Annotated in this window: 14 protein-coding genes; 5 read left to right on the forward strand and 9 right to left on the reverse strand. The window is 62.9% G+C overall.

The window, feature by feature from the left end:
* Positions 1-68: 68 nt before the first annotated feature.
* The 9 genes from ACOYXI_RS22465 to cbiE form a co-directional block, all read right to left on the reverse strand.
* Entirely contained in the window at positions 69-1,448 is a 1,380-nt protein-coding gene (locus tag ACOYXI_RS22465) for a PepSY-associated TM helix domain-containing protein (RefSeq protein WP_461675314.1), read from the reverse strand.
* A gap of 177 nt (positions 1,449-1,625) precedes the next feature.
* Positions 1,626-3,746, reverse strand: coding sequence for a TonB-dependent copper receptor (locus tag ACOYXI_RS22470; protein ID WP_461675315.1), 2,121 nt, complete (start codon positions 3,744-3,746; stop codon positions 1,626-1,628).
* Positions 3,747-3,831: 85 nt separating this feature from the next.
* On the reverse strand, positions 3,832-4,278 hold the full coding sequence (locus tag ACOYXI_RS22475) for a DUF2946 domain-containing protein (protein WP_134785329.1): 447 nt from the start codon (positions 4,276-4,278) through the stop codon (positions 3,832-3,834).
* A 21-nt stretch (positions 4,279-4,299) separates the two neighbouring features.
* Complete coding sequence (locus tag ACOYXI_RS22480) at positions 4,300-4,779, reverse strand: copper chaperone PCu(A)C (protein WP_134785330.1); 480 nt, start codon at positions 4,777-4,779, stop codon at positions 4,300-4,302.
* A gap of 47 nt (positions 4,780-4,826) precedes the next feature.
* Positions 4,827-5,225, reverse strand: a complete 399-nt coding sequence (locus ACOYXI_RS22485; RefSeq protein ID WP_461675316.1) for a DUF2946 domain-containing protein — start codon at positions 5,223-5,225, stop codon at positions 4,827-4,829.
* A 97-nt stretch (positions 5,226-5,322) separates the two neighbouring features.
* Complete coding sequence (locus ACOYXI_RS22490) at positions 5,323-5,613, reverse strand: addiction module antidote protein (RefSeq protein WP_003221244.1); 291 nt, start codon at positions 5,611-5,613, stop codon at positions 5,323-5,325.
* Between the two features lie 255 nt (positions 5,614-5,868).
* Positions 5,869-6,597: a cobalt-precorrin-6A reductase gene (locus ACOYXI_RS22495; protein ID WP_134785332.1), complete on the reverse strand. Its 729-nt coding sequence runs from the start codon at positions 6,595-6,597 to the stop codon at positions 5,869-5,871.
* Positions 6,594-7,691, reverse strand: coding sequence for a cobalt-precorrin-5B (C(1))-methyltransferase (locus tag ACOYXI_RS22500; RefSeq protein ID WP_139053469.1), 1,098 nt, complete (start codon positions 7,689-7,691; stop codon positions 6,594-6,596). The genes ACOYXI_RS22495 and ACOYXI_RS22500 overlap by 4 nt, the downstream gene beginning before the upstream one ends.
* Complete coding sequence (cbiE, locus tag ACOYXI_RS22505; protein ID WP_210556667.1) at positions 7,684-8,895, reverse strand: precorrin-6y C5,15-methyltransferase (decarboxylating) subunit CbiE; 1,212 nt, start codon at positions 8,893-8,895, stop codon at positions 7,684-7,686. The genes ACOYXI_RS22500 and cbiE overlap by 8 nt, the downstream gene beginning before the upstream one ends.
* Positions 8,896-9,127: 232 nt before the next feature.
* On the opposite strand from cbiE, the gene ACOYXI_RS22510 reads away from it, so the two are divergent.
* The 5 genes from ACOYXI_RS22510 (at position 9,128) to cobJ (ending at position 14,252) form a co-directional block, all read left to right on the forward strand.
* Positions 9,128-9,784, forward strand: coding sequence for a hypothetical protein (locus ACOYXI_RS22510; protein WP_134785335.1), 657 nt, complete (start codon positions 9,128-9,130; stop codon positions 9,782-9,784).
* A gap of 119 nt (positions 9,785-9,903) precedes the next feature.
* Entirely contained in the window at positions 9,904-11,202 is a 1,299-nt protein-coding gene (gene cobG, locus ACOYXI_RS22515) for a precorrin-3B synthase (RefSeq protein ID WP_461675317.1), read from the forward strand.
* Complete coding sequence (locus tag ACOYXI_RS22520) at positions 11,195-11,821, forward strand: precorrin-8X methylmutase (protein ID WP_096794809.1); 627 nt, start codon at positions 11,195-11,197, stop codon at positions 11,819-11,821. The genes cobG and ACOYXI_RS22520 overlap by 8 nt, the downstream gene beginning before the upstream one ends.
* The gene (locus tag ACOYXI_RS22525; RefSeq protein WP_095138175.1) at positions 11,818-12,552 is read left to right on the forward strand and encodes a precorrin-2 C(20)-methyltransferase; all 735 of its coding nucleotides are present in this window, start codon (positions 11,818-11,820) and stop codon (positions 12,550-12,552) included. Before ACOYXI_RS22520 ends, ACOYXI_RS22525 begins: the two co-directional genes overlap by 4 nt.
* Positions 12,552-14,252, forward strand: coding sequence for a precorrin-3B C(17)-methyltransferase (gene cobJ, locus ACOYXI_RS22530; protein WP_461675318.1), 1,701 nt, complete (start codon positions 12,552-12,554; stop codon positions 14,250-14,252). The genes ACOYXI_RS22525 and cobJ overlap by 1 nt, the downstream gene beginning before the upstream one ends.
* Positions 14,253-14,635 lie beyond the last annotated feature (383 nt).

Consider the following 14,635-nt stretch of genomic DNA (forward strand, 5'->3'; position numbering starts at 1 on the left):
ACAGGAATCTGCCGGAGTTTAAGCCCCGGCAGTTTAAAGATCTGTCTGAAACGCGCATCTCGCCTGCTTCACGTTGAAGTTGAGGCAGATTCAGCTTGGCGGCCCAGACGCGACAACAGCAGCCGATCCAGCAGCCAGACCAGCACCAGCGAAGCGCCCACCAGCGGAAAGATCACTGCCAGAGCGAGCATGATCGCCACGCCGGTTTTCCATTTCGGCAGATCATGGCGCAGCGGCGGTACGCCGAACTTGCCCTGCGGACGCCGCTTCCACCAGATCACCACACCGCTGACGGCGCTGAGCAGAATCATCAGGCAGATCAGCAGCACGACGATCTGGTTGAAGGTGCCGAACATCTTGCCTTCGTGCAGCATCACGCCGATTTCCGTGGCCCGCGCCACTGCGCCGTACTGCTCGAAACGCACATCGGCGAGGACCTTGCCGGTGTACTGATCGACATGCAGGGTCGCGTCGTTGCGCGGGTCGTCGGCGAACACGGCGATGGTGAACACGCCGGTCGCGGTGGTTGGCAGGGTGATGCTGTAGCCGGGTTCGACCTTGCGTTCAATGGCGATGTTCTGCACCTCTTGCAGGCTGATCGCGGGGGCGGCGGGGCCGTGTTGCATGCCGCCGTGGGCCATGTGTTCGGCGTGGTCGCCGGACATCGGCATCGGCGTGTTTTCCATCGCCCACGGCACGGTCTGGCGCGCGGCGTTATTGAGGCTGCCGGCCTCGACGTCGGAGGTCGGCACGTTGTTCCACATCGCCGCCGGGAACACGTTCCACACCTGCGCATATTGCTTGCCCCAGAAGCCGGTCCAGGTCATGCCGCTGAGCAGCATCACCAGCAGCAATGCCGCGCCCCAGAACCCGGTGACCGCGTGCAGATCACGCCACAACACCCGACCGCGACTGTTCAGGCGTGGCCACAGAATCCCGGCGGCCTGACCCCGCGGCCACCACAGAAACACCCCCGACACCACCAGCACCACGCCCCAACCGGCGGCGAGTTCGATCAGACGATCACCCACCGTGCCGATCATCAACTCGCCGTGAATGGCGCGGGCGATGGCTTGCAGATTTTTCTTCGCATCCTGCTCGCCGAGAATGTCGCCGTGGTACGGATCGATGAATACGTTGAGTTCATGACCCTCATTCTTGACGACAAACTGAGCGCTGCGCTCGGCGTTGGCCGGCGGCAGGTATTGGCTGATCTGGCCTTGTGGGTAAGCGCTCTTGACCCGTTGCAGCAGATCATCGGCCGGCACCGTGTGATGCCCGGCCGGGACGTTGAGCAGGCTGCTGTACATCAGTGAGTCGAGTTGCGGTTTGAACAGGTAGATGATGCCGGTCAGGGCCAGCATTACCATGAACGGCGCGACGAATAGGCCGGCATAGAAATGCCAGCGCCAGGCCACGTTGTAGAAGTTCGGTTTGGGCTTTTGCATCACGTTTGCTCCGCTTGGCTTGGATCTTTTCTTTGTTCTGTATGGGGAGTTTCACCACTGCACTCCTGTGGGAGCGGGCTTGCTCGCGAAAGCGTCGTGTCAGGCGCCACCCATGCTGGATGTACCACCGTCTTCGCGAGCAAGCCCGCTCCCACAAGGGCAGGGCGTGCCGCTCGGTTAGAAACTCATATCAACCTTGGTCCAGAGCGTGCGCCCCGGTTCATTGATCGCTTGCGGGTCGTTGGCCGGGTAGCCGAAACCGGCGTTACCCGCCAGGTTCAAGTGCTCGGCGTAAGCCTTGCCGAACAGGTTGTCGACGCCGGTGCTGACCTTCCAGTTTTTGTTGATCCGGTAGGCGCCGTTGAGCGAGAACACGCCAAAGCCGCCGCTCTTGTCGTAGTCCTTGCCGACCACGTTGCCCTTGTTCTGGTCGATACGGTTTTGCGCCGCGACCACGCGCCACAGTGCCCCGGCGCTCCAGTTGTCTTCGCTGTAGGTCAGGCCGAAGCGCGCATCCAGCGGCGGCATTTGCGGCAGGGCTTTGCCATCGCTGCTGTTCTTGCCCCAGGCGTAAGCCAGGGTCGCGTCGGCTTTCCAGTTATCGGTGAGTTTGTAGGCGGCACCGAGCTCGCCACCCATGATCCGCGCGTCGATGTTTTCCGCGCGCGAAGTGCTCATGCCCATCATCGTCGGCGTGTAGTCGAACAGGATGTAGTCGCGCACTACGCCGATGTAGCCCGAGGCCCAGGCTTCGAGTTCGGCGGTCTTGTAGTTCACGCCGAAGTCGAACTGGGTGGTCTTCTCCGGTTTGATCGAGTCAAACGCATTCAGCGAGCCGGCCGGGCCGGACTTCGGCGAAAACAGCTCCCAATAATCCGGGAAGCGCTGCGCGTGACCGAGGCCGGCGTACAGCGTGGCCGGGCTGTCAGCGAGGTCATGCTCGTAACGCACGAAGCCGCTTGGCAGGGTGTCGGCGCGGGTCTCGTCGGCGGTCGGATTTGGCCGGCTCATCATTCCCGAACCAATGCGCTGCCGGTAATCCTTGGCCGAAGCACGGTCGACCCGGGCGCCAGTGATCAGGCGATCACGGTCGGCGGCATACCAGGTCATTTCGCTGAACACGCCATAGTTATGGAAATCGGCGTCCTTGGTGTACGGCTGATCCTTGTAGGTGTCGATGCCCATGCCGCTGCGCTGGCGGTGCTCGTTGGTCTGCGCATCGAGACCGGTGATCAGCTGGATGTCGGCCCAGCGCCAGGTTGCCTTGATCCGCGCGCCGAGGGTGCGCCGGTCGACGTTGGACGCCATGGGCCCGGCCATCATCCCGGTGCCGGATGGCGTGCGCAGGGTGTAGTTGTCCATCACGTGGTCGGCGTAGTTGTAGTAAACCTGTGCTTCAACTTTCTCCAGCACGTCGGTGATGTTGGATTTTTCGAAGCGCAGGCCGAGGCTTTCGCGAAGGAACTGCGAACCGTCCATGCCGCGCCCGGCGTAGCGCGCTTCGCCATCGCCCTTGCCGGCGGTGAGTTCGATCAGGGTGTCGGCGTCCGGGGTCCAGCCGACGGCGATGTCACCGTTCCACTTGTCATAGCGCGACGGCACGCTGTCGTTGTTGCCGTCGCGATAGTCGTCGGAGTGCGCGGTATTGCCGATTACCCGTACGTAGCCCAATGGCCCGCCGGCAGCGGCGTCGACAACTTTGTCGAAGCGTCCGTTGGAGCCGGCCAGCACGCTGGCATTCACCCGCGTGCCGAGTTCGCCGAAGCTTTCCGGTTCACGGTCGAACAGCACCGTGCCGGCCGATGCCCCCGGCCCCCAGAGCACGGTTTGCGGCCCCTTGATCACCGTGAGTTTGTCGTAGGTTTCCGGCGAGATGTACGAGGTCGGCGCGTCCATCCGCCCCGGGCAGGCGCCGAGCAGCATGCTGCCGTTGGTGAGAATGTTCAGCCGCGAACCGAACATCCCGCGCAGCACCGGATCACCGTTGGTGCCGCCATTGCGCACCAGGGCGAAGCCGGGAATGGTCTTCAGGTAATCGCCGCCGTCACTGGCCGGCACCGGCTGACGCGGATCCTTGGGGTTGGTGACGATGGTCAACGGCGAGCTGGGGGCGATCGCGGTAATCACCGTCGGACTCAGTTCTTCGTTGTGCCCGGCGTGGTCATCGGCCAGCACCAGCGGCGACAGCAGGACGCCGCAAAGGACGGCGGTGGCGTGCGAGAAACCAATGCGCGATGCGTTCAGCGCGAAAGACGCCTGGGCAGAACCCGAGCGTGGAACAGCAGAAAACCTGGACATGACAATTTCCATCAAACAGTCGTAAACGACACGGCCGGCAGCCTGAAGCTGTCTTCTCAACCGTGTGCAATCAAAGGTGCGGTGTTTACGCCGTGATGGGCGGGGCGCGGGTGCGGGCGCCGGGGAAGAAGGTCTGCCGGGCATGGCCCAGACGCGGGGAGGGCGGGGTGAAGGTGTTGACGTGGGCAATGCTGAACGTGGCGAACGTGCCGCCACCGGTCAGCGCCGGGCAATTGAACAGCAGGCTGCAATAACCGCACTTTTCCCATAGGGCGTGGTGCGAGGACTGTGGCGGGCAGTGTTCGGCAGCCGGTTGTGCGCCGTGCGCGGCGTGATCCATGCCCGGCATGTCCATCGCCATGTCCATGCTCATCGGCATGGAAGTCGAGGCGTGCTGATCCATCGGCATCGACTGAGAAATCAGCGGGCCGATGAAGATCATCAACATGGCGAACAGGGCGATCCAGCTACCGCGGGTCAGAGTCTGGCTCTGGCGATGCAGGTGGGATGCCCCGGCGCGTTGCAGGCGCACGGGCGTGGTCAGCCGGATCGGTTACTGGGCGTGATCGTGTGCCTGGGTATCTTGCGGAGGTTTCTTCTGCACCGCGACTTCGACGGTGACGTTACCGGCCTTCTCGAAATGCAGGGTCAGCGGGAAGCGTTTGCCGTCGCTGAGCAGGCTGCGGTCTTTCGGGTTGAGCAGCATCACGTGATAGGCCATCGGCGCGAACGTCACCTTGCCGCCGGCCGGAATCACCACGTCGGGCACCTGCTGCATTTTCATCAGGTCGCCCTGCATCACGTGCTCATGCAGTTGCGCTTCGGCGGTGATTGGCGAGTCGACGCTGAGCAGGCGGTCGTCGGTCTTGCCGGGATTGCTGATCACGAAATAAGCGGCGACGGTCGGCGCGTTGGGCGGCAGCTCCTGCGACCACGGATGAGCGATTTCCAGCTCGCCGGCCTTGTATTCGTGGGCATGGGCGAAGCAGGCAGGCAGCAACAGCGCAGCGATGACGATGAGTTTGTTCAACATGGCAGTTCTCCGGAACGATGTGAAACGCAGGTCAATTGCGAGACAGATCAGAACAGAGGCGAGGCGCGGGGGTTGAGGCTCGGCCATTGCTGGCGCGGTGTCGGTGTTTGCAACGAGGGCGGCGCCACGCTGCGATTGCTTTCGTAGCGGGCGAAATACAGCTGCGGCGTATGGCCCGGCAACGCCACCAGCGGCGCGGAACCCGAGCAACACCAGCAATGCTGCATGTTGGAATGGCTGTCGTTGGACGGGGCTTTCTGCTCCGTGGTGCCGATGTTGATCGCCACCATCTTCGTCCCGCTGCCGGTGCAGAAACTGCTCCACAGCAACTGTTCGGCCGGTGAACTGGCCGCCTGCGCCATCGCCCCGGTCATCGGCATGGCGAGCATGTTGAACAGCACTGCGAAGCAGGCGATCCAGGTAAATGCGAGCCGGTGTCGGTTCATGAGACAGATCCGTTGGGTGGGCGATCAGGCGCGGCTATTTAGCCTGATCAGGGCCGATAAGTAAAAAGGCGTCGTGCGGTATGGTGTCGCAGATCAATCACACCGCGACGGCGTGCAATCTCAAACCCAAAGCCTTCATGACCTTCATGATAGTTGCGAATTCGGGGTTACCAGTGCTGCTCAGCGCTTTATAGAGACTTTCACGACCCAGGCCAGCATCACGTGCCACCTGTGTCATGCCCTGGGCTCGGGCTATGTCATTCAGTGCTGCACGGATGAGTACGCCATCGCCTTCATCATCATCAAAGCAAGCGTCCAGATAAGCCGCCATGTCCTCGGGGGTTTTAAGGTACTCGGCGGCGTCGAAACGGGTGAATTTTTCGGTCATCGCAATGTTCACCTATGGGCTCAAAAGCGGTGAGCATAAAACCGGGCATTTAGTGCAGACAGTCAGTGTTTCTTTAAAGGGTTGTACGTAGCGTCCGGTTTAGCTGTAGGGCGTTGGAGAGAGGATTACAGTACCGGCGCCTTCGCGAGCAAGCCCGCTCCCACAGGAGCCCTGGCATACACAAACTATGCGGTCGCCGCCGACCACTGTGGGAGCGGGCTTGCCCGCGAAGGCGCACTCGAGGTCTGCGCCTGGTTAAAGTCGGGTGAAGGCGGCAAGGGCCGCGAGGACTTCAGCCGTCGTCAGAAACTCCCGATCAACTCCCGGCAACACCGGCCGCTTCAGCACCATCACCGGCACGCCCAACTCCCGCGCCACTTCCAGTTTCGGCTCGGTCGCGGTGCTGCCGCTGTTCTTGCTGATCAGCACATCGATCTGCCGGCGTTCGAACAGTGCGCGTTCATCCTCCAGCAGAAACGGCCCACGGGCGCCGATGACTTCGCAGCGTTCGTTACCGGGATAAGCGTCGAGGGCGCGCAGGGTCCAATACTGGTTGGCAGGGATTTCGTCGAGGTGTTGCAGCGGTTCGCGGCCGAGGGTGAACAGCGGGCGGCGGAACGGTTTGAGGGCTTCGATCAGTTCGGCCCAGTCGCTGACTTCTCGCCAGTCGTCGCCCGGTTGCGGCTGCCACGCGGGGCGGCGCAAGGCCCAGCAGGGGATGCCGGCGAGTTGTGCGGCGATGGCGGCGTTGTGGCTGATTTGCGCGGCGTAAGGGTGGGTCGCATCGAACAGCAGGTCGATGCCTTCAGCGCGAATGAATTGTGCCAGACCTTCGGCCCCGCCGTAGCCGCCGACGCGCACCTGGCAGGTCAGGTCGGTCGGCACCCGGCCCACGCCGGCCAGGCTGTAAATGTGTTCTGGCCCCAGCGTACGGGCGATGGCCAACGCCTCGGTGACGCCGCCAAGCAACAGAATGCGTTTCATGCAAAACCTCCGGCGTGGCCGACAATGCCGCCCTGGCGATCAATCGCAAACACCTCGACCTGCACCTGCGCCGGCACCACGCTGCGTGCGAAATTAAGCGCGTGGCGGCAGACCTCATCGCCGAGGGCAATGCCTGCCGCGCTGGCCATCGTCAGGGCCTGTTGACTGGTGTTGGCTTCACGAATGCTCTGCTGTAATGCCTGATCGGCACCAATCGCCGCCGCCCATTCAGCCAGTTGCGGCAGGTCGATGCTCGAATGCCTCGAGTGCAGATCCATGTGCCCGGCCGCCAGTTTGCTGATCTTGCCAAAGCCGCCGCACAGGCTGAGTTTATCCACCGGCACTTTGCGCAGATGCTTGAGCACCGCGCCGACAAAGTCGCCCATTTCGATCAGGGCGATTTCCGGCAGGTCGTAGACCCGGCGCATGGTGTCTTCGCTGGCGTTGCCGGTGCACGCGGCGATGTGCAGATAGCCATTGGTTTTGGCGACGTCGATGCCCTGATGGATCGAGGCGATGTACGCCGCGCAGGAAAACGGCCGGACGATGCCGCTGGTGCCGAGGATCGACAAACCACCGAGAATGCCCAGTCGCGGGTTCATGGTTTTCAGCGCCAGCGCCTCGCCGCCCTCGACGTTGACCGTGACCTCGAAACCGCCGGCATAAGCGCTTTCGGTGGCGAGCAGCGTCAGGTGGTCGCTGATCATCTTGCGCGGCACCGGGTTGATCGCCGGTTCACCGACGCCGAGTACCAGCCCCGGCCGGGTCACGGTGCCGACACCTGCGCCCGCGACAAAGCGAATCCCCGGCTCGGCCAGCAGCCGCACGTGCGAATAGAGCAGCGCACCGTGAGTTACGTCCGGGTCGTCGCCGGCGTCCTTGATCGTTCCGGCCTCGGCGCCGCCCTCGGTCAGGCGGCAGAACTCCAGGCGCATCTGCACTTGTTTGCCTTTGGGCAGAACGATCTGCACCGCATCCGCCGACGTACCGCCGAGCAGCAGGCGGGCGGCGGCGAGGCTGGTGGCGGTGGCGCAGCTGCCGGTGGTCAGGCCGCTGCGCAGGGGCGCGGGTTGTTCGGCGGTTTCGTCACGCATCGAGGGGTTTGACCAGATCCAGCAGGGTAATCGGCAACGCCTGACGCCAGGTGTCGAACTCGCCCAGCGGTTGCGCCTGGGCCACGTGAATTCGGGTCAGTTCGCCGCCGTGGCGTTCGCGCCAGTGCATCAGAGTGACTTCACTTTGCAGGGTCACGGCGTTGGCAACCAGTCGACCACCGGGTTTGAGTTGTTCCCAGCAGGTTTCAAACACGCCTTCACGGGTCACGCCGCCCCCTATGAAGATCGCGTCGGGTCGCTCCAGCCCGGCAAGTGCCTGCGGCGCACGGCCACGCACCAGGTGCAGACCGGGTACGCCCAACGCGTCGCGGTTGTGTTCGATCAAGGCCTGTCGGCCTTCGTCCGCCTCGATGGCGATCGCGCGGCAGCTCGGGTGCGCGCGCATCCATTCGATGCCGATCGAGCCGCAACCGCCGCCGACATCCCACAGCAGTTCGCCGGGGATCGGCGCGAGGCGGGCGAGGGTGATGGCGCGGACATCGCGTTTGGTCAGTTGGCCGTCGTGCTGGAATGCCGAATCGGGCAGTCCGGCAAGACGTGACAGGCGCGGTGCCTGCGCATCGGCCAGGCATTCGATGGCGATCACATTCAGATCGGCAATCGCCGGGTCATTCCAGTCATTGGCAGTACTTTCGAGGCGCCGTTCGGCATCGCCGCCCAAATGCTCAAGCACAGTCAGGCGGCTGCCGCCAAAACCGCGCTCGCGCAGCAGCGCCGCGACTGCCGCCGGACTGTGCCGGTCATTGCTCAACAGCAACAGGCGCACCCCGCTGAACAGCTGCGCATTGAGTGCCGCCAGTGGTCGCGCCACCAGCGAGAGGGTGACCACCTCCTGTAGCGGCCAGCCGAGCCGGGCGGCGGCCAGCGAACAGGAAGAGGGCGCGGGCAGGATCAGCATCTCTGCACTCGGCACATGGCGCGCAAGGCTGGCGCCGACGCCATAGAACATCGGATCACCGCTGGCCAGCACGCACACGGCTGCGCTGCGCTGCTCCAGTACCGGCGCGAGGGAAAACGGGCTCGGCCACAGTTCGCGTTCGCCGCGTATGCACACCGGCAGCAAGTCCAGTTGCCGCTGGCCGCCGATGATCCGCGAAGCAGCCAGCAGGGCGCGCCGAGCGTTTTTGCCCAGGCCCTTGAAGCCGTCTTCACCGATTCCCACAACCGTCAGCCAGGGTGTCATGCCGTTCCTTAATCCTGAGTAGATCTTCACGGGCGGCATGATAACGCGACTGCCGGCACCTGACGCAGGTCTGTCGTCGCGGCGTGTCGAGAGCAACGCGGAAACTTAATGTCGAGTAATAGTGATTTTTTCAACTTCCGTTTTTGTTAGTTTGATTCAAGTCAGTTCTTTTTAATAAGTCTGGCGCAATGAAACTATAAAATTAATACGTGCCAAGTTGGCAGGGAGCGATATGGATATCAATTCAGCTACAGGTTTAAGTCAGAGTAATGCAGTTGCCGTTAATAATATGTTGTTCACCGGACTGGAGGGGCGGGCAGAGGCCGATAACAGATTTGTGAGGAACTGCATTTATCTCGCCCAGATCGCGGCGGACAGCCGTTGTGACAGCAGCCTGCAGCCTGCAGAGTGGTTCGATTACTTTGCCGGGGGCCTTTGGTCATGTGGCTGGAACCTGGAAGAGAAGCCGGTGGTGCTAGTCCAGGAGGCGTTTTCCGGAAGTGTGCAGGAGGCGTGGCGGCGGTTGACAGCCCCCTTGCTCGCGCGCGGTCAATTAGAGCAGGTTGAAGCTGGGCTGGCAGCGCTGGAAAGAGATACAGCACTGCTGCAAAAGTTTACTGCTCTGAGTGGCAAAACCTTCACTTCGCATATTGTTCCGGTCAGTAAGAATGCCAGCGGCGAGTTGGTGGTGGTGCTCAGCCATATCCGCTTTTTCAAGTTGGTATTGAGTACCAACTACCTGTTCTGGCAGGTCCATCAACCGATGTCGCAACTGGACATCCGCGCCAGAAGAATGGTGATCAATCGCCGGGACATCGACAAAAACCGGGACGTTGTAGATCAGGCGATTCGCGAGAGCGTGGCCGACCTTGAGGAGGTCGAACTCTGAAAAGCCGCAGTTTCCGACCGGCAGGCATTTTCATGCGCTCGGGCAAAGCAGGCATAATGGCGACCTTTCGCCCACCACAGCGCTGCCAGTCAGCCGGTCATCCCTTGAACGAACGCTCTATGTCCACCGCTCTGCGCCCCTCGGCTTGTCCGGGGTTGCTGCGTATTGTCCAGGCGCTGGACGGCGGCATCTGCCGGATCAAGCTCAATGGCGGCTCGATCACTGCCAATCAGGCCGACGCGGTGGCTGATGCCGCCGAGCGTTTCGCCAGTGGCGCGATCGAGGCGACCAACCGCGCCAATCTGCAGATTCGCGGCATCGGCGAGCAGTCCGCGGCATTGGTCGACAGTTTGCTGGCCGCCGGGTTGGGGCCGCAAACCGCAGCGGGCGACGATGTGCGCAACCTGATGCTCAGCCCGAGTGCCGGGATCGATCGGCAGTTGCTATTCGATACCCGGCCTTTGGCCGAACAGACTCTGGCGACATTGCAGACGCATCCGCGCTTTCACCAGTTGAGTGCCAAGTTCGCCGTGCAGCTGGACGGCGGTGAGGCGTTGGCGATGCTCGAGCATCCGCATGATCTGTGGCTGTCGGCGTTCGAACGTGACGGTGAAGTTTTGTTGGCGTTCGGTCTGGCCGGCTGCCCGACCGATCGTGCGGCCGGTGCCGTGAGCGTGGAAAACGGCCATGCGCTGGTGGTCGCGGTGCTGGAATTGTTCCTTGAGCTGGCTCGGCCGGAGCAGACGCGCATGCGCCACTTGCTCGATGAATGGCCGATGCTGGCGTTTGTCGAACAGTTGCGCGAACGCGTGGCGATCAGAGCCGCCATTGCCCGACAGCGGACGCCGATGGCGGATGCGCTGCATATCGGTGTTCACGCGCAAAACGCTGACGACCGGGTATATGTCGGTGCGGTGCCGGCGCTCGGCCGTCTCGATCCGGCCATGCTGCGGGGCGTGGCCCGGCTGGCTCGCGAGTTCGGTGATGGCAGCCTGCGTTTCACCCCTTGGCAAAGTCTGCTGCTGCCGAATGTGAAGCCCGCCGACGCGGGGCGAGTCCTGCAACACCTGAGTCAATTGCACTGGTTGACCGACACCCGCGAGCCGCTGTCCCGGCTGATTGCCTGCACCGGCTCCAGTGGCTGCGGCAAAGGCCTGGCCGATACCAAACACGACGCGCGGCTGCTGGCGACGTTGTTGCCACAGGCGCAGCACGTGCACCTGTCCGGTTGCCCGCGCTCTTGTGCGGCGGCCCATTGCGCCCCGGCGACATTGCTGGCGGTCAGCCCCGGTCATTACGACCTTTATTTTCGCGATGCAGCGCTGCCGGGTTTCGGCACGCTGCACGCACGCAACCTTACTATTGAAGCGGCCGCGATCCTGCTCGACGCCCGCTCACGGAGCCCCCTTGATGCTTGATTACATCCGCGACGGTCAGGAGATCTATCGCAACTCCTTCGCGATCATTCGCAGCGAGGCCAATCTGGCGCGCATCCCGGCCGATCTGGAAAAACTCGCGGTGCGGGTGATCCACGCCTGCGGCATGGTCGAGGCGGTCGATGGTCTGCAGTTTTCCGAAGGTGCCGGCAAGGCCGGGCGCGATGCGCTGGCGGCCGGTGCGCCGATCCTGTGCGACGCGCGGATGGTCTCCGAAGGCGTGACCCGTGCCCGTCTGCCAGCCAACAACGAGGTGATCTGCACTTTGCGTGACGACAGCGTGCCGCAGCTGGCCCGTGAGCTGGGCAACACCCGCTCGGCGGCCGCGCTGGAACTGTGGCGTCCGCATCTGGAAGGCAGCGTAGTAGTGATCGGCAACGCGCCGACCGCGCTGTTCTATCTGCTGGAAATGCTCGACGCCGGGGCACCGAAACCGGCGCTGATCCTCGGCTTCCCGGTGGGTTTCGTCGGCGCTGCCGAATCGAAAGCGGCGCTGGCGGCTGACAGTCGCGGCGTACCGTTCGTGATCATGCAAGGCCGGCTCGGCGGCAGCGCCATGGCCGCCGCAGCAGTCAATGCCCTCGCCACGGAGATCGAATGATGCAGGCCAAAGGACGTTTGATCGGCCTCGGTGTGGGCCCCGGTGATCCGGAACTGATTACCGTCAAAGCCCTGCGCCTGCTGCGCGAGTCGCCAGTGGTGGCGTACTTCGTCGCCAAGGGCAAGAAAGGCAATGCGTTCGGCATTATCGAAGCGCACCTGCAGGACGCGCAGAATCTGTTGCCGCTGGTGTACCCGGTGACCACCGAAGTGCTGCCGGCGCCGCTGTCCTATGAACAGGTGATCAGCGACTTCTACGATGAAGCCTCCGAGACAGTGGCTGCGCATCTGGACGCCGGCCGCGATGTGGCGGTGATTTGTGAAGGCGATCCGTTCTTTTACGGCTCCTACATGTATCTGCATGACCGGTTGTCCACGCGCTATGAAGCCGAAGTGGTGCCGGGCGTGTGCTCGATGCTCGGCGGCGCCTCGGTGCTCGGTGCGCCGCTGGTGTATCGCAACCAGAGCCTGTCGGTGCTTTCCGGCGTCTTGCCGCACGAGGATCTGAAGCGGCGCCTGGCCGACGCCGATGCGGCGGTGATCATGAAACTGGGGCGCAACTTTCCCAAGGTCCGTGCGGTACTCGAAGAACTCGGTCTGGCCGAGCGGGCGTTGTACGTCGAACGCGCGACCATGGCCAATCAGAAAATCGTGCCACTGGATCAGGTCGAGCCGATGTCCTCGCCGTACTTCTCGCTGATCATCGTCCCGGGCGAACGGTGGCAAGGCTGATGACGCAATCCACACCGGCCATTGTCATCCTCGGACAGGGCGCGCTCGCCACCGCACGGCGGATCCAGCAGTTGTATCCGACGGCGCAGATCCATGGCCTCGCCGGACGCGTCGAAGGCGCCGACTGCAGCTATCAGGAATTCGGCGCGACCCTGCGTGAGTTGTATCAGCAAGACACGCCGATCATTACCCTGTGCGCGGCTGGTATTGTCATTCGCACCCTGGCGCCGTTGCTGCTGGAGAAGGGCGCTGAACCGGCGGTGCTCGCCGTTGCTGAAGACGGCAGCGCCGTGGTGCCGCTGCTCGGTGGCCTCGGCGGAGTGAATGTCATGGCCCGGGAAATCGCTGCCGCATTGCAGGTCGCCGCGGCGATCACCACCAGTGGCGAATTGCGTTTTGGCACCTGCCTGCTCAATCCACCCAGCGGTTATGCGCTGGCTGATCTGGAACTGGGCAAGCGTTTCGTTTCCGATCTGCTGGCGGGGCACAGCGTGCGCATTGAAGGGGCGGCGCCGTGGCTGGATCAGGCGCAGTTGCCGCAAGACCCGCAGGCGCAGCGCTCGATTCATGTCGGCAGTGCCGAGCGTGTCGCGAGCGCCAACGAGTTGCTGATCTATCCCCGCAGTGTGGCGGTGGCGGTGAGTGCGCAGTTGGACGATCTGCCGCATGCCGTGCGCGCCGCGTTGCAGCAGGCCGGGGTTGCGCAGCAGTCGCTGGCCTGTCTGCTGGCGGCGGACACTGAAATGGCATCGGCCAGACTGCGTGAAGCCGCCCTCGAACTGGGGGTGCCGCTGCGCTTTGTCGCGGCGCAGAAAGACCTCGGCGAGTTGGCTCGTCAGGCACTGCCGCAGGCCGCGATCAGCAATACCAACGGTCTGGCGATTGCGCGCGCCGAACAGCCGCTGGACGTCGCGCAGATCGGTCGTCAACGTGGGCGCCTGGCGGTGATCGGCCTTGGCCCCGGCGCTGCCGAGTTGATGGTGCCTGCGGTCAAGGCGGAACTGGCGCGGGCCACCGATGTGCTCGGCTACGAAACCTATGTGCGCATGGCCGGCCCGTTTCGCGATGATCAGGTGCAGCACTGCACCGACAATCGCGAAGAAATGCAGCGCGCCCGCCACGCCTTCCGGCTGGCGGCCGAGGGGCGTTCGGTCATCGTGGTCTCATCCGGCGACCCCGGCGTGTTCGCCATGGCCGCGGCGGTGCTCGAAGCGTTGCACGAGTCGACCGACCCGAAATGGCACAGCGTCGAGCTGGAAATCCTGCCGGGGGTGTCCGCCTCGCTTGCCACGGCTGCGCAAGCGGGTGCGCCGCTGGGGCATGATTTCTGCGTGATGTCGCTGTCGGACAACCTCAAGCCGTGGTCGATCATTGAAAAACGTCTGGATCTGGCGGCCGAGGCCGATCTGGCGCTGGCCTTCTACAACCCGATTTCCCGGGCACGCCCGTGGCAATTGGGGCGTGCGCTGGAGATCGTCGCGCAACATCGCAGCGCGGCAACACCGGTGGTGCTGGGGCGCGACATCGGTCGTCCGGGGCAAACCCTGCGCGTGACGACACTGGGGCAACTGACCCCGGATCAGGTGGACATGCGCACCATGGTGCTGATCGGTTCCTCGACCACTTGCACCTTTGCCAAAGCGGACGGTGGCGAGTGGGTCTACACGCCGCGTTGGTACGGCGAAAAGCCGCAGTCGTGAGCCGTTGGCGAGGGAGCTTGCTGCCTCGCCAACCGCGATCTCCCGCACAGATTGTTTCCGGATCTGACCGCGTCATATTGTTCAACGCGACCTGTACGATCTGCTCCGCTTCCGTGTGAGAGCTTTCTCTTTGCTTACATTCTGTTCGACTTATCTTGAATACTGATAGACAGACCTGAAATTGCAGCCTTGATAATTTCGCGTTCTGCTCGGGTGCGTTTGATTTATATATTGATTGTAGAAATAACTTGTTGCCGTTACATGCGTTATCAGTTGTTTTTTAGTTGTTGATTTTGACATGTATTGAAAGTTTTGAAGTTTGAGCTCCGATTCGCCAGAAGTTAGTTTGGCCGCTATGCAAGTGCCAGCGGGCACTTTCGCTA

The sequence above is a fragment of the Pseudomonas sp. G3-19 genome (genome assembly GCF_054855875.1).